The 15,289-nt window shown below is 70.4% G+C and carries 15 protein-coding genes; 14 read left to right on the top strand and 1 reads right to left on the bottom strand.

Features of this window, described 5'->3' with window-relative positions; all coding sequences use genetic code 11:
- Window positions 1–36: 36 nt before the first annotated feature.
- Both efp and nusB read left to right on the top strand, forming a co-directional pair.
- Complete coding sequence (gene efp / locus ACIQOU_RS23010) at window positions 37–603, top strand: elongation factor P (RefSeq protein WP_401538681.1); 567 nt, start codon at window positions 37–39, stop codon at window positions 601–603.
- Window positions 604–605: 2 nt separating this feature from the next.
- A complete protein-coding gene (gene nusB / locus ACIQOU_RS23005) occupies window positions 606–1,040 on the top strand; it encodes a transcription antitermination factor NusB (protein WP_401538680.1) in 435 nt (144 codons plus the stop codon).
- Window positions 1,041–1,469: 429 nt separating this feature from the next.
- Here nusB and bldD read toward each other — a convergent pair whose 3' ends face one another.
- Entirely contained in the window at window positions 1,470–1,973 is a 504-nt protein-coding gene (gene bldD, locus ACIQOU_RS23000) for a transcriptional regulator BldD (RefSeq protein ID WP_401538679.1), read from the bottom strand.
- Window positions 1,974–2,226: 253 nt separating this feature from the next.
- On the opposite strand from bldD, the gene pyrR reads away from it, so the two are divergent.
- From pyrR to coaBC, 12 genes are all read left to right on the top strand, one after another.
- A complete protein-coding gene (pyrR, locus tag ACIQOU_RS22995) occupies window positions 2,227–2,820 on the top strand; it encodes a bifunctional pyr operon transcriptional regulator/uracil phosphoribosyltransferase PyrR (protein ID WP_401538678.1) in 594 nt (197 codons plus the stop codon).
- An 89-nt stretch (window positions 2,821–2,909) separates the two neighbouring features.
- Window positions 2,910–3,890, top strand: a complete 981-nt coding sequence (locus tag ACIQOU_RS22990) for an aspartate carbamoyltransferase catalytic subunit (RefSeq protein ID WP_401538677.1) — start codon at window positions 2,910–2,912, stop codon at window positions 3,888–3,890.
- 4 nt (window positions 3,891–3,894) lie between these two features.
- Complete coding sequence (locus ACIQOU_RS22985) at window positions 3,895–5,181, top strand: dihydroorotase (RefSeq protein ID WP_401538676.1); 1,287 nt, start codon at window positions 3,895–3,897, stop codon at window positions 5,179–5,181.
- On the top strand, window positions 5,178–5,741 hold the full coding sequence (locus ACIQOU_RS22980) for a hypothetical protein (protein ID WP_401538675.1): 564 nt from the start codon (window positions 5,178–5,180) through the stop codon (window positions 5,739–5,741). The genes ACIQOU_RS22985 and ACIQOU_RS22980 overlap by 4 nt, the downstream gene beginning before the upstream one ends.
- Window positions 5,738–6,895, top strand: coding sequence for a glutamine-hydrolyzing carbamoyl-phosphate synthase small subunit (gene carA / locus ACIQOU_RS22975; protein ID WP_401538674.1), 1,158 nt, complete (start codon window positions 5,738–5,740; stop codon window positions 6,893–6,895). Before ACIQOU_RS22980 ends, carA begins: the two co-directional genes overlap by 4 nt.
- Window positions 6,888–10,205: a carbamoyl-phosphate synthase large subunit gene (carB, locus tag ACIQOU_RS22970; protein WP_401538673.1), complete on the top strand. Its 3,318-nt coding sequence runs from the start codon at window positions 6,888–6,890 to the stop codon at window positions 10,203–10,205. Before carA ends, carB begins: the two co-directional genes overlap by 8 nt.
- 55 nt (window positions 10,206–10,260) lie before the next feature.
- Window positions 10,261–11,367, top strand: a complete 1,107-nt coding sequence (locus tag ACIQOU_RS22965; protein ID WP_401538672.1) for a quinone-dependent dihydroorotate dehydrogenase — start codon at window positions 10,261–10,263, stop codon at window positions 11,365–11,367.
- Window positions 11,364–12,209, top strand: a complete 846-nt coding sequence (pyrF, locus tag ACIQOU_RS22960) for an orotidine-5'-phosphate decarboxylase (protein WP_401538671.1) — start codon at window positions 11,364–11,366, stop codon at window positions 12,207–12,209. Before ACIQOU_RS22965 ends, pyrF begins: the two co-directional genes overlap by 4 nt.
- A 401-nt stretch (window positions 12,210–12,610) precedes the next feature.
- Window positions 12,611–12,934 (top strand): integration host factor, encoded by a 324-nt coding sequence (locus ACIQOU_RS22955; RefSeq protein WP_401538670.1) that lies wholly within the window; start codon window positions 12,611–12,613, stop codon window positions 12,932–12,934.
- Between the two features lie 60 nt (window positions 12,935–12,994).
- Window positions 12,995–13,588: a guanylate kinase gene (gmk, locus tag ACIQOU_RS22950; protein ID WP_401538669.1), complete on the top strand. Its 594-nt coding sequence runs from the start codon at window positions 12,995–12,997 to the stop codon at window positions 13,586–13,588.
- Between the two features lie 50 nt (window positions 13,589–13,638).
- Complete coding sequence (gene rpoZ / locus ACIQOU_RS22945; RefSeq protein ID WP_003988945.1) at window positions 13,639–13,911, top strand: DNA-directed RNA polymerase subunit omega; 273 nt, start codon at window positions 13,639–13,641, stop codon at window positions 13,909–13,911.
- Between the two features lie 101 nt (window positions 13,912–14,012).
- On the top strand, window positions 14,013–15,215 hold the full coding sequence (gene coaBC / locus ACIQOU_RS22940) for a bifunctional phosphopantothenoylcysteine decarboxylase/phosphopantothenate--cysteine ligase CoaBC (RefSeq protein WP_401538668.1): 1,203 nt from the start codon (window positions 14,013–14,015) through the stop codon (window positions 15,213–15,215).
- The last annotated feature ends 74 nt before the right edge of the window (window positions 15,216–15,289 follow it).

The raw sequence follows: 15,289 nt of genomic DNA, 5'->3' as shown, positions 1-15,289 counted from the left end.
GTGGTCGTCCACGTCAGTCCAGGAGATTCCGCAACCGTGGCTTCCACGAACGACCTCAAGAACGGCCTGGTGCTCAAGCTCGACGGAGGCCAGCTCTGGTCCGTCGTCGAGTTCCAGCACGTCAAGCCCGGCAAGGGCCCGGCCTTCGTGCGCACCAAGCTGAAGAACGTGCTTTCCGGCAAGGTCGTCGACAAGACGTTCAACGCCGGCGTCAAGGTCGAGACGGCCACTGTCGACAAGCGCGACATGCAGTTCTCCTACATGGACGGCGAGTACTTCGTCTTCATGGACATGGAGACCTACGACCAGCTCATGGTCGACCGCAAGGCTGTCGGCGACGCCGCCAACTTCCTGATCGAGGGCTTCACGGCCACCGTCGCCCAGCACGAGGGCGAGGTGCTCTTCGTCGAGCTGCCGGCCGCCGTCGAGCTGGTCGTGCAGGAGACCGAGCCGGGCCTCCAGGGCGACCGTTCCACCGGTGGCACCAAGCCCGCCAAGCTCCAGACCGGTCACCAGATCCAGGTCCCGCTCTTCATCACCACCGGAGAGAAGATCAAGGTCGACACCCGCACGAGCGACTACCTCGGCCGGGTGAACAGCTAACCGTGGCTGCCCGCAACACGGCCCGCAAGCGCGCCTTCCAGATCCTCTTCGAGGGCGACCAGCGCGCGACCAATGTCCTCACGGTCCTCGGCGACTGGATTCGGCTCTCCCGGGAGGACACCCGGCAGCCACCGGTCAGCGAGTACACGATGCAGCTCGTCGAGGGCTACGCGCAGCACGCGCGGCACATCGACGAGCTGATCGCGCAGTACGCCGTGGGCTGGACGCTGGACCGGATGCCGGTCGTGGACCGCAACATCCTGCGGCTGGGCGCGTACGAGCTGATCTGGGTCGACGAGACCCCGGACGCCGTCGTGCTCGACGAGATGGTGCAGCTGGCGAAGGAGTTCTCCACGGACGAGTCGCCCTCGTTCGTGAACGGCCTGCTGGGCCGCTTCAAGGAACTCAAGCCCTCGCTGCGCCGGGACGAGGCATAAGAGGCGCACCACCCCGCCGCCGCGCCGACCGGGCGGCCGAAGACGCCGGAGGGCCCGCAGCAACGCACCACCCCTGCTGCGGGCCCTCCGGCATCTCCGCACCCGGCTCCGGAAGGGGCCCCACGCTCCCCATCAGCCCCTCGCCGGCGCCCCCTGAACTTCTGGCGCCGCACGAGCCTCCTGGACGCCTCCAGCGCCACACGAAGCTCCGGCCCCTCCAGTCCCCGCCCCGCAGTCACCCACGTCCCAGGGAGCCCAGGGAGCCCTTCAGCCCCCGGCGCCTCAGAACGCCCGCTCAGCCCATGAGGCGCTCCTCGCGTCCCCGGGGCCCCGCATCCGCCACCAGGGCCTCACAACGCCACCGGGGTGGCCGGAACCGTTACGTTCCGGCCACCCCGGTGGCACGTTTCTTCTCAAGTGGGGAGCGGGTCAGCCCTCCTCGTGGCTGGCCACGGCGCGCCGCGCGTCCGCGTTCAGCACGCCCCAGCTGATCAGCTGCTCGGTGAGGAGCGAGGGGGACTGGTCGTAGATGACGGCCAGTGTGCGCAGGTCGTCCTGGCGGATCGACAGCACCTTGCCGTTGTAGTCGCCGCGCTGGGACTGGATCGTCGCCGCGTACCGCTGGAGCGGGCCGGCCTTCTCGGACGGCACGGTCGCCAGCCGCTCCAGGTCCAGGACCAGCTTCGGCGGCGGCTCGGCGGCCCCGCCGGGGGTGGTACCCGGCAGCAGTTCCTGCACCGGAACGCCGTAGAAGTCCGCCAGCTCGGCGAGGCGCTGCACGGTCACGGCACGGTCGCCACGCTCGTACGAGCCGACCACGACGGCCTTCCAGCGGCCCTGGGACTTCTCCTCGACTCCGTGGAGGGAAAGGCCCTGCTGGGTGCGGATGGCCCGAAGCTTGGCCCCGAGCTGTTTGGCGTATTCGCTGGACATATAGCTCCCCGGACACTGTGTCGCGCGCCGCGGTGGGATTCCGTGCCGCGCGTCTGGTAACTCACTGTGAGGTTACGCAGCGTGACTCTCATGCGTCAAGCCGAAAGGGCCACACCGCTACTTCCTCGGCCGTCGTGGCCGATTGGGCCAGGGGGGTGAATCCGCGCCCCTCGGGGGCCTGCTACCGTGGATGGCGCAAATCCGACGTCCTTTAAGAGCCGTCCCGTGAGGCGGAGAAGGAGGTCCGTTTCTCATGGACACCCAGGAAGACCAGGGCACCCCGGAGACCGAGAGCGTGTCGCCCTCGGACGCCCGGGCCGTGCTCGAAGGCCCCGACATCGCGCGGGTGTTGACCCGCATCGCCCACGAGATCGTCGAACGCGCCAAGGGCGCCGACGACGTGGTGCTGCTCGGCATCCCCACCCGAGGTGTCTTCCTCGGCCGGCGGCTCGCCGAGAAACTTGAGGAGATCACCGGGCGCACGATCCCGGTCGGCTCGCTCGACATCACGATGTACCGCGACGACCTGCGCATGCACCCCCCGCGCGCGCTGGCCCGCACCGAGATCCCCGGCGACGGCATCGACGGCCGTCTCGTCGTCCTCGTCGACGACGTGCTCTTCTCCGGCCGCACCATCCGCGCCGCCCTCGACGCCCTGAACGACATCGGGCGCCCCCGCGCGGTGCAGCTCGCGGTCCTCGTCGACCGGGGCCACCGCGAACTGCCCATCCGCGCCGACTACGTCGGCAAGAACCTCCCCACGTCGTTGCGGGAGACGGTCAAGGTCCAGCTCGCCGAGGAGGACGGTCGCGACACCGTGCTGCTCGGTGTGAAGCAGACCCCGTAGCGAGCGAACGGCGCACGCCCGCCCGGCGTGCCGCGCCCTCGCCTGCCCGGAATCTCCTCATACCTGAACTGCCTTACGGAGCCTGACAGATGCAGCGTCATCTCATCTCGGCCGCCGACCTCACCCGCGACGACGCCGTCCTGATCCTCGACACCGCCGAGGAGATGGCCCGGGTCGCCGACCGGCCGATCAAGAAGCTGCCGACCCTGCGCGGCCGAACGATCGTCAACCTCTTCTTCGAGGACTCGACCCGGACCCGGATCTCCTTCGAGGCGGCGGAGAAGCGGCTGTCCGCCGACGTCATCAACTTCACCGCCAAGGGATCGAGCGTCTCCAAGGGCGAGTCCCTCAAGGACACCGCCCAGACCCTGGAGGCCATGGGCGTCGACGCCGTCGTCATCCGGCACGGCGCCTCCGGTGCCCCCTACCGGCTCGCCAACTCCGGCTGGATCGACGCCGCCGTCATCAACGCGGGCGACGGCACCCACCAGCACCCCACCCAGGCCCTGCTGGACGCGTTCACCATGCGCCGCAGGCTGGTCGGCCGGGACACCGGGCTCGGCCAGGACCTCGCGGGCAAGCGCATCACCGTCGTCGGCGACATCCTGCACAGCCGGGTCGCCCGCTCCAACGTCGACCTGCTGCACACCCTCGGCGCCGAGGTCACCCTCGTCGCCCCGCCCACCCTGGTCCCGGTCGGCGTCGGGAACTGGCCCTGCGAGGTCTCCTACGACCTCGACGCCGTGCTGCCCAAGACCGACGCCGTGATGATGCTGCGCGTCCAGCGCGAGCGCATGAACGCCGCGTTCTTCCCGACCGAGCGCGAGTACTCACGGCGCTACGGGCTCGACGGCGACCGCATGGCGCGGATGCCCGGACACGCCATCGTGATGCACCCGGGCCCGATGGTCCGCGGCATGGAGATCACCGCCGAGGTCGCCGACTCCGACCGCTGCACCGTCGTCGAGCAGGTCGCCAACGGCGTCTCCATCCGGATGGCCGTGCTGTACCTCCTGCTCGGCGGCAACGAACCCGCCGTCAGCCACGCCCGCACCACCGAGGAGAAGTAGACCCATGAGCAAGATCCTGATTCGCGGTGCGCGGGTGCTCGGCGGCGAGCCGCAGGACGTCCTGGTCGACGGCGAGACGATCGCCGAGGTCGGCACCGGTCTGTCCGCCGAGGGCGCCGAGGTCGTCGAGGCCGCGGGCAAGATACTGCTGCCGGGCCTCGTCGACCTGCACACGCATCTGCGCGAGCCCGGCCGCGAGGACTCCGAGACCGTACTGACCGGCACGCGCGCGGCGGCCTCCGGCGGCTACACGGCCGTCTTCGCGATGGCCAACACCTTCCCCGTCGCCGACACCGCCGGCGTCGTCGAGCAGGTCTACCGGCTCGGCCGCGAGCACGGCTACTGCGACGTGCAGCCCATCGGCGCCGTCACCGTCGGCCTGGAGGGCCGCCAACTCGCCGAGCTGGGCGCCATGCACGAGTCGGCGGCCGGTGTCACCGTCTTCTCCGACGACGGCAAGTGCGTCCACGACGCCGTGATCATGCGCCGCGCGCTGGAGTACGTGAAGGCCTTCGGCGGCATCGTCGCCCAGCACGCGCAGGAGCCCCGGCTGACCGAGGGCGCCGAGATGAACGAGGGCGTCGTCTCCGCCGAGCTGGGCCTCGGCGGCTGGCCCGCGGTGGCCGAAGAATCGATCATCGCCCGGGATGTCCTGCTCGCCGAGCACGTTGGCTCCCGCGTCCACATCTGCCACCTCTCGACCGCCGGTTCCGTCGAGATCGTCCGCTGGGCCAAGTCCCGGGGCATCGACGTCACCGCCGAGGTCACCCCGCACCACCTGCTGCTCACCGACGAACTGGTGCGCACCTACAACCCGGTCTACAAGGTCAACCCGCCGCTGCGCACCGAGCGCGACGTGCTGGCCCTGCGCCAGGCGCTCGCCGACGGCACGATCGACATCGTCGCCACCGACCACGCCCCGCACCCGCACGAGGACAAGGACTGCGAGTGGGCCGCCGCCGCCATGGGCATGGTCGGCCTGGAGACCGCGTTGTCAGTGGTCCAGGAGACCATGGTGGACACCGGGCTCCTCGACTGGGCCGGGGTGGCCGCGCGCATGTCCCACAAGCCCGCCGAGATCGGCCGGGCCGAGGGCCACGGTCGCCCCGTCTCGGCTGGTGAGCCCGCCAACCTCACGCTCGTCGACACGGCATACCGTGGGTCGGTGGACCCCGCGGGCTTCGCCTCGCGCAGCCGGAACACCCCGTACGAGGGGCGTGAACTGCCGGGCCGTGTGACACACACCTGGCTCCGGGGCAAGGCCACGCTCGTCGACGGGAAGCTCACGTGACATCTCCTGCACTTCTGCTGGCGGCCGAGAAGCACTCGGCCGCGGTGACCGACTGGGCCGCCCGCATCGGCTGGGTGGTCGGCCTCGGCCTGTTCGTCGCGCTCGTCTACTGGCTGATGCGCGAGGGCTGGAAGTGGCGCGGCACGCTCCAGGGCGACCTGCCCGAGCTGCCCACCGCGCCGGACGACCCCGGTACGGCGAGACTGAGCATGACCGGCCGCTACCACGGCTCCACCACCGCGGGACAGTGGCTGGACCGCATCGTGGCGCACGGCCTCGGCACCCGCAGCCGGGTCGAGCTGACACTGACCGGCGCGGGACTGGACGTCGTACGCCCCGGCGCGCACGACTTCTTCATCCCCGTCGCCGCCCTGCGCGAGGCCCGGCTCGACAAGGGCATCGCCGGCAAGGTCCTCACCGAGGGCGGGCTGCTGGTGGTGACGTGGACGCACGGCGAGCGGCTGATCGACTCCGGGTTCCGCTCGGACCGGGCGGCCGAGCACACCGCATGGGTCGACGCCCTGAACCAGATGATCAACAAGACGGAAGGCGCACGATGACGACCTCCATCCAGGGAGCGGCCTCGCAGAGGCTCACGGCAGCTCCCGCCGTACTCGTCCTGGAGGACGGCCGGGTCTTCCGCGGCCGCGCCTACGGGGCCGTGGGGGAGACCTTCGGCGAAGCGGTGTTCTCCACCGGCATGACCGGCTACCAGGAGACCCTCACCGACCCGTCCTACGACCGTCAGATCGTCGTCGCGACCGCCCCGCAGATCGGCAACACCGGCTGGAACGACGAGGACGACGAGTCCGCCCGCATCTGGGTCTCCGGCTACGTCGTGCGCGACCCCGCGCGCGTGCCGTCCAACTGGCGGGCCACCCGCTCCCTGGACGCCGAACTGGTCGCCCAGAGCGTCGTCGGCATCTCCGGCATCGACACGCGCGCGTTGACGCGCCATCTGCGCGAGCGCGGCTCCATGCGCGCCGGCATCTTCTCCGGCGAGCGGGTCGCCCCCGAAGCCGAGCTGGTCGAGCGGGTCACGGCGCAGCCGCAGATGAAGGGCGCGAGCCTCTACGAGGAGGTCGCGACCAAGGAGACGTACGTCGTCCCGGCGGTCGGCGAGAAGAAGTTCACCGTCGCCGCCGTCGACCTCGGCATCAAGGGCATGACCCCGCACCGGATGGCCGAGCGCGGCATCGAGGTGCACGTGCTGCCCGCCACCGCGAGCGTCGAGGACATCTACGCCGTCGCCCCCGACGGCGTGTTCTTCTCCAACGGCCCCGGCGACCCGGCCACCGCCGACGGCCCCGTCGCGCTGATGACCGCCGTCCTGGAGCGCTCCACCCCGCTCTTCGGCATCTGCTTCGGCAACCAGATCCTGGGCCGCGCCCTCGGCTTCGGCACCTACAAGCTGAAGTACGGCCACCGGGGCATCAACCAGCCCGTGCAGGACCGTACGACCGGCAAGGTCGAGGTCACCGCGCACAACCACGGCTTCGCCGTCGACGCCCCGCTCGACCGGGTCACCGACACGGAGTTCGGCCGCGCCGAGGTCTCCCACGTCTGCCTGAACGACAACGTGGTGGAGGGTCTGCACCTCCTCGACCGCCCGGCGTTCAGTGTCCAGTACCACCCCGAAGCGGCGGCGGGCCCGCACGATGCCGCCTACCTGTTCGACCGCTTCGTTTCTTTGATGGAGGGCCAGCGTGCCTAAGCGCACCGATATCCAGTCCGTCCTGGTCATCGGCTCCGGCCCGATCGTCATCGGCCAGGCCGCCGAGTTCGACTACTCCGGCACCCAGGCGTGCCGCATCCTGCGCGCCGAGGGCCTGCGGGTCATCCTGGTGAACTCCAACCCGGCGACGATCATGACCGACCCGGAGATCGCCGACGCCACCTACGTCGAGCCGATCACCCCCGAGTTCGTCGAGAAGATCATCGCCAAGGAGCGCCCCGACACCCTGCTGCCCACCCTGGGCGGCCAGACGGCCCTGAACACGGCGATCTCGCTGCACGAGGCCGGCACCCTGGAGAAGTACGGCGTCGAGCTGATCGGCGCCAACGTCGAGGCCATCAACAAGGGCGAGGACCGCGACCTCTTCAAGGACGTCGTCGAGGCCGTGCGCGGCCGGATCGGGTACGGCGAGTCCGCCCGCTCGGTGATCTGCCACACCATGGACGACGTCATCCAGGGCGTCGACACCCTCGGCGGCTACCCCGTCGTCGTGCGGCCGTCGTTCACCATGGGCGGCGCCGGTTCCGGCTTCGCCCACGACGAGGAGGAGCTGCGCCGCATCGCCGGGCAGGGCCTCATGCTCTCCCCGACCACCGAGGTGCTCCTTGAGGAGTCCATCCTCGGCTGGAAGGAGTACGAGCTGGAGCTGATGCGCGACAAGAACGACAACGTCGTGGTCGTCTGCTCCATCGAGAACTTCGACCCGATGGGCGTGCACACCGGCGACTCGATCACCGTCGCCCCGGCGATGACGCTGACCGACCGCGAGTACCAGATCCTGCGCGACATCGGCATCGCCGTGATCCGCGAGGTCGGCGTCGACACCGGCGGCTGCAACATCCAGTTCGCGGTGAACCCCGAGGACGGCCGGGTCATCGTCATCGAGATGAACCCGCGCGTGTCGCGGTCCTCGGCGCTCGCGTCCAAGGCGACCGGCTTCCCGATCGCGAAGATCGCCGCCAAGCTCGCCGTTGGCTACACGCTCGACGAGATCCCCAACGACATCACCAAGGAGACCCCGGCCTCCTTCGAGCCGACGCTCGACTATGTCGTCGTGAAGGCGCCGCGGTTCGCGTTCGAGAAGTTCCCGTCCGCCGACTCCACGCTGACGACGACCATGAAGTCGGTCGGCGAGGCGATGGCGATCGGCCGCAACTTCACCGAGGCCTTCCAGAAGGCGCTGCGCTCGCTGGAGAAGAAGGGCAGCCAGTTCACCTTCGTCGGCGACCCCGGCTCCGCCGAGGACAAGGTGCGCCTCCTCGAAGAGGCGGTGCGGCCCACCGACGGGCGGATCAACACCGTCATGCGGGCGATCCGCGCGGGCGCCACGCCCGAGGAGGTCTTCGACTACACGAAGATCGACCCCTGGTTCGTCGACCAGCTCTTCCTCATCAAGGAGATCGCCGACGAGCTGGCCGCCGCCGACAAGCTGTACCCGGAGCTGCTGGCCGAGGCCAAGCGGCACGGCTTCTCCGATGTCCAGATCGCCGAGATCCGCGGTCTGCGCGAGGACGTCGTCCGCGAGGTCCGGCACGCCCTGGGCATCCGCCCGGTCTACAAGACCGTCGACACCTGCGCCGCCGAGTTCGCCGCGAAGACGCCGTACTTCTACTCCTCCTACGACGAGGAGAACGAGGTCGCGCCCCGCGAGAAGCCCGCGGTGATCATCCTCGGCTCCGGGCCCAACCGCATCGGCCAGGGCATCGAGTTCGACTACTCCTGCGTCCACGCCTCCTTCGCCCTGTCGGACGCCGGGTTCGAGACCGTCATGGTCAACTGCAACCCGGAGACCGTCTCCACCGACTACGACACCTCCGACCGGCTCTACTTCGAGCCGCTCACCCTGGAGGACGTCCTGGAGATCGTCCACGCCGAGCAGCAGGCGGGCCCCGTCGCCGGGGTCATCGTCCAGCTCGGCGGCCAGACCCCGCTGGGCCTGGCGCAGGCCCTCAAGGACAACGGCGTGCCGATCGTGGGCACCCCGCCGGAGGCCATCCACGCAGCCGAGGACCGGGGCGCGTTCGGGCGCGTGCTCGCCGAGGCCGGGCTGCCCGCCCCCAAGCACGGCACCGCCACCACCTTCGCCGAGGCCAAGGCCATCGCCGACGAGATCGGCTACCCGGTCCTGGTCCGGCCCTCCTACGTCCTGGGCGGACGCGGCATGGAGATCGTCTACGACGAGACCCGCCTCGCCTCCTACATCGCCGAGTCGACCGAGATCAGCCCCTCCCGGCCGGTCCTCGTCGACCGCTTCCTCGACGACGCCATCGAGATCGACGTCGACGCCCTCTACGACGGCGAGGAGCTGTACCTCGGCGGCGTCATGGAGCACATCGAGGAGGCCGGCATCCACTCCGGCGACTCGGCGTGCGCGCTGCCCCCGATCACCCTGGGCGGCTTCGACATCAAGCGGCTGCGGACCTCGACCGAGGCCATCGCCAAGGGCGTCGGCGTACGCGGCCTGATCAACATCCAGTTCGCGATGGCCGGGGACATCCTCTACGTCCTCGAAGCCAACCCGCGCGCGTCCCGCACGGTCCCCTTCACCTCCAAGGCGACCGCGGTGCCGCTCGCCAAGGCCGCCGCCCGCATCTCCCTGGGCGCGACCGTCGCCGAACTGCGCGCCGAGGGCATCCTCCCCGCCCACGGCGACGGCGGTGAACTCCCCTTCGACGCGCCGATCTCCGTCAAGGAGGCCGTCATGCCGTGGTCGCGCTTCCGTGACATCCACGGCCGGGGCGTCGACACCGTGCTCGGCCCGGAGATGCGCTCCACCGGCGAGGTCATGGGCATCGACTCCGTCTTCGGCACGGCGTACGCCAAGTCGCAGGCGGGCGCCTACGGTCCGCTGCCCACCAAGGGCCGCGCGTTCATCTCGGTCGCCAACCGCGACAAGCGCTCGATGATCTTCCCGGCGCGCGAGCTGGTCGCCCACGGCTTCGAGCTGCTCGCCACCTCCGGCACCGCCGAGGTCCTCAAGCGCAACGGCATCAACGCCACCCTGGTGCGCAAGCAGTCCGAGGGCCCCGGGCCCAACGGCGAGAAGACCATCGTCCAGCTGATCCACGACGGCGAGGTCGACCTCATCGTCAACACCCCCTACGGCACCGGCGGCCGGCTCGACGGCTACGACATCCGCACGGCGGCCGTGGCCCGCGCGGTGCCCTGCCTGACGACGGTCCAGGCACTCGCCGCCGCCGTCCAGGGCATCGACGCCCTCAACCACGGTGACGTGGGCGTCCGTTCCCTCCAGGAACACGCCCAGCACCTGACCGCGGCCCGCGACTAGCAGCCGGAGCAGGGGGGACACCGCAGACGGTGTCCCCCCTCTTCATGAGGACACCATGTACAAGATCTTCTTCGACCTCGTCTTCCGGCGGATGGACCCCGAGCAGGCCCACCATCTCGCGTTCCGCTGGATTCGCCTGGCCGCCCGCGTCCCCGTCCTGCGCACCTTCCTGGCCGCCGCCCTCGCGCCCCGCCACCGGGAACTGCGCACCGAGGCCCTCGGCCTGCGCATGCACGGCCCGTTCGGACTCGCCGCCGGGTTCGACAAGAACGCCGTCGCCATCGACGGCATGTCGATGCTCGGCTTCGACCACGTCGAGATCGGCACCGTGACCGGCCGGCCGCAGCCGGGCAACCCCAAGAAGCGGCTGTTCCGGCTGGTCCCCGACCGCGCGCTCATCAACCGCATGGGCTTCAACAACGAGGGCTCGCTCGCCGTCGCGGCCCGCCTGGCGTCCCGTGAGGCGGTCTTCAGGACCGTCGTGGGCGTCAACATCGGCAAGACCAAGGCCGTTCCCGAGGCGGAGGCCGTCGGCGACTACGTGACCTCGACCGAACGCCTCGCCCCCTACGCCGACTACCTGGTCGTCAACGTCTCCTCGCCCAACACGCCCGGGCTGCGCGATCTCCAGGCCACCGAGGCGCTGCGCCCGCTGCTGAGCGCCGTGCGCGAGGCCGCCGACCGCACGGTCACCGCCCGCCGCGTCCCGCTCCTGGTCAAGATCGCCCCCGACCTCGCCGACGAGGACATCGACGCCGTCGCCGACCTGGCCGTGGAGCTGGGCCTCGACGGCATCATCGCCACCAACACCACCATCGCGCGCGAGGAACTCGGCCTGGCCTCCGACCCCGCCCTCGTGCAGGAGACCGGCGGCCTGTCCGGCGCGCCCCTCAAGGAACGCTCCCTGGAGGTGCTGCGCCGCCTCTACGCGCGCGTGGGCGACCGGATCACCCTGGTGGGCGTCGGCGGCATCGAGAACGCCGAGGACGCCTGGCAGCGCATCCTGGCCGGCGCCACCCTCGTCCAGGGCTACAGCGCGTTCATCTACCAGGGCCCCTGCTGGGCCCGTGCCGTCCACAAGGGGCTCGCCGCGCGCCTGCGGACCAGCCCGTACGCCACCCTCGCCGACGCGGTCGGCGCCGACGTCAGGAAGGCCGCATGACCGCCCAGGAAGCCTTCGGCGCCCGCCTGCGCCGCGCCATGGACACCCGCGGCCCGCTCTGCGTCGGCATCGACCCGCACGCCTCCCTGCTCACCGCCTGGGGCCTGAACGACGATGTGCACGGCCTGGAGCGGTTCAGCCGGACGATCGTGGCGGCGCTGGCCGACCGGGTCGCCGTGCTGAAGCCGCAGAGCGCGTTCTTCGAACGGTTCGGCTCGCGCGGGATCGCCGTTCTGGAGAAGTCCGTCGAGGAGGCGCGGGCGGCCGGCGCGCTGGTTGTGATGGACGCCAAGCGCGGCGACATCGGCTCGACCATGGCCGGGTACGCCGAGACCTTCCTGCACCCGGACTCCCCGCTGTTCTCCGACGCCCTCACGGTCTCCCCGTACCTCGGCTACGGCTCGCTGGCCCCGGCCGTCGCGCTGGCCCGCGAGAGCGGCACCGGCCTCTTCGTGCTGGCGCTCACCTCCAACCCGGAGGGCGGCGAGGTCCAGCACGCGGTGCGGGCCGACGGACGGACCGTCGGCGCGACGATGCTGGCCCACCTCGCCGCCGAGAACGCGGGGGAGGAGCCCCTGGGGTCCTTCGGCGCCGTGGTGGGCGCCACGCTGGGCGACCTGTCCTCCTACGACCTCGACATCGACGGGCCGCTGCTGGCTCCCGGCGTCGGCGCGCAGGGCGCCACTCCGGCCGACCTCCCGGGCGTCTTCGGGGCCGCCGTGCGCAACGTCGTCCCGAACGTCAGCCGGGGTGTGCTGCGGCACGGTCCGGACGCCGGGGCGCTGCGGGCGTCCGCCGACCGATTCGCGCAGGAGATCCGTATCGCGCTCGCGAGCGTGTGACCAGCATCACTGAAGGGTGCGGATTGAGGGCTGTGTGAGGCACGCCACTAGGGATGTCACGCGCGCGTGGGGAGGCCGTGTGTGCCGTATGAGGCTTTCGCGACGGTCGTCGCGGGCGTTCGAGCTGGTCGTGAGCGTCTTTCGGTGCCTCGCGACGGGCGGCCCGTGATCGGTTCGCGTCCGAATCCGCCCTCGCATCCTGGTCGTTATGTCCCGTATGTCGCTCCTCACGGAGGCTGACCAGGACTTTTCCGCTGTTCTCGCTGACTCTGGCGCCCGTGGCCGCTAGTCTCCGACGAGAGTCAACGGGCGAGCGTGTTGCTCGTGGCTCGCCAGGTGTGGGGCGACTAGGTTCCTCACCGGTCCGTATCCGACAGTTCGACATCCGAGGTGACGTAGGCGTGGCTCTTCCGCCCCTTACCCCTGAACAGCGCGCAGCCGCGCTCGAAAAGGCCGCCGCGGCTCGCCGGGAGCGGGCCGAGGTCAAGAATCGACTCAAGCACTCCGGCGCCTCCCTGCATGACGTCATCAAGCAGGGCCAGGAGAACGACGTCATCGGCAAGATGAAGGTCTCCGCCCTGCTGGAGTCTCTCCCCGGCGTGGGCAAGGTCCGCGCCAAGCAGATCATGGAGCGACTGGGCATCTCCGAGAGCCGCCGCGTGCGGGGTCTCGGCTCGAACCAGATCGCCTCTTTGGAGCGCGAGTTCGGCGGCGCCCCTTCCTGACTCCGGACGCCCGGGACCCGGGAGTCCCGGGCACGCGGGGATTGCTGGAATAATCGCCGCATGGCTGCAACATTCCGGGGGATGACCCCCGAGCCCCCGGACGGACGTCCGCGGCTGACCGTGCTCTCCGGCCCCTCCGGGGTCGGCAAGAGCACGGTCGTCGCCCATATGCGCAAGGAACACCCCGAGGTCTGGCTCTCCGTGTCGGCGACGACCCGGAAGCCGCGCCCCGGCGAGAAGCACGGCGTCCACTACTTCTTCGTGACCGACGAGGAGATGGACAAGCTGATCGCCAACGGCGAACTCCTGGAGTGGGCCGAGTTCGCGGGCAACCGCTACGGCACGCCGCGTGCGGCCGTGCTCGATCACCTGGACTCGGGCGTCCCGGTCCTCCTGGAGATCGACCTCCAGGGCGCCCGGCAGGTCCGCGAGACCATGCCGGAAGGCCGACTGGTGTTCCTCGCCCCTCCCTCCTGGGAGGAGTTGGTGCGCCGGCTCACCGGGCGGGGCACCGAACCGCCCGAGGTGATCGAACGCCGACTGGACGCGGCGAAGATCGAGCTGGCGGCGGAGCCGGAGTTCGACATGACCTTGGTCAACACCTCCGTCGAGGACGTGGCGCGTGAGCTGCTAGCCTTGATGGACGTTGTGTGATCGTGACGATCACACTCATTGAATCTTTCCCATCCATCGGAAGGTAGAGCGTGTCCTCTTCCATCTCCGCGCCCGAGGGCATCATCAACCCGCCGATCGACGAGCTCCTCGAGGCCACTGACTCGAAGTACAGCCTCGTGATCTACGCCGCGAAGCGGGCCCGCCAGATCAACGCGTACTACTCGCAGCTCGGCGAGGGTCTCCTCGAATACGTCGGTCCGCTCGTGGACACCCACGTCCACGAGAAGCCGCTCTCGATCGCCCTCCGCGAGATCAACGCGGGACTGCTGACGTCCGAGGCCGTCGAAGGCCCCGCGCAGTAATATCACCTGCTTGAACGTGAGTTTTCCACAGGCCCGGCAGCGCGACTGCCGGGCCTGTGGTGTGTCATGGAGTCGAACGTTGCCGAGCCTGGGGAGAGACGGTGGCCAAGTTGAAGGTCGTGCTGGGGGTCAGCGGCGGCATCGCCGCCTACAAGGCCTGTGAGCTGCTGCGCCGACTGACCGAGTCGGGCCACGAGGTGCGGGTCGTGCCCACCGCCTCCGCCCTGCACTTCGTCGGCGCCGCCACCTGGTCCGCCCTCTCCGGCAACCCCGTCTCCACCGAGGTCTGGGACGACGTCCACGAGGTCCCGCACGTCCGCATCGGGCAGCACGCCGACCTCGTCGTCGTCGCCCCGGCCACCGCCGACCTCCTCGCCAAGGCCGCCCACGGCCTCGCCGACGACCTCCTCACCAACACCCTGCTCACCGCCCGTTGCCCCGTCGTCTTCGCCCCCGCCATGCACACGGAGATGTGGGAGCACCCGGCGACCCGGGAGAACGTGGCCACCCTGCGCCGCCGCGGAGCCGTCGTCGTCGAGCCTGCCGTCGGCCGTCTCACCGGCGCCGACACCGGCAAGGGCAGACTGCCCGACCCCACCGAGATCTTCGAGGTCTGCCGCCGGGTCCTCGCCCGCGGCCCGCGCGAGCCCGACCTCGCGGGGCGGCATGTCGTGGTCAGCGCCGGCGGCACCCGCGAACCCCTCGACCCCGTCCGCTTCCTCGGCAACCGCTCCTCCGGCAAGCAGGGCTACGCCCTCGCCCGCACCGCCGCTGCCCGCGGCGCCCGGGTCACCCTGGTCGCCGCCAACACCGGCCTGCCCGACCCGGCCGGCGTCGACGTCGTCGAGGTCGGCACCGCCGTCCAGCTGCGCGAGGCCGTACTGAAGGCGGCGGGCGACGCGGACGCCGTCGTCATGGCCGCCGCCGTCGCCGACTTCCGCCCGCAGACCTACGCGGCCGGAAAAATCAAGAAGAAGGACGGCCAGGAGCCCGAACCCCTCGTGCTGGTACGGAATCCGGACATCCTCGCGGAGATCTCCGCCGAGCCCGCCCGTGCCGCCCAGGTGGTCGTCGGTTTCGCCGCCGAGACCGACGATGTCCTGGCCAACGGCCGCGCCAAACTGGCCCGCAAGGGCTGCGACCTGCTCGTGGTGAACGAGGTGGGGGAGCACAAGACCTTCGGCTCCGAGGAGAACGAAGCGCTGGTCCTAGGCGCCGACGGCTCCGAGACGCCCGTCCCGTACGGTCCCAAGGAGGCTTTGGCCGAAATCGTCTGGGACCTGGTGGCGGACCGGCTCGGCTGAGGGTTTCCTGCGGGTCCCGGTCTCCCGAACCTTCTCCACGCGGTGTGGCGAGTCTGGCCAAGGGGGCTGGGGAT

The organism is Streptomyces sp. NPDC091279 (assembly GCF_044757465.1).
Classification (GTDB): domain Bacteria; phylum Actinomycetota; class Actinomycetes; order Streptomycetales; family Streptomycetaceae; genus Streptomyces.
Note: the sequence above shows the minus strand (reverse complement) of the source record. Positions and strands in the feature narration are given on the sequence as shown.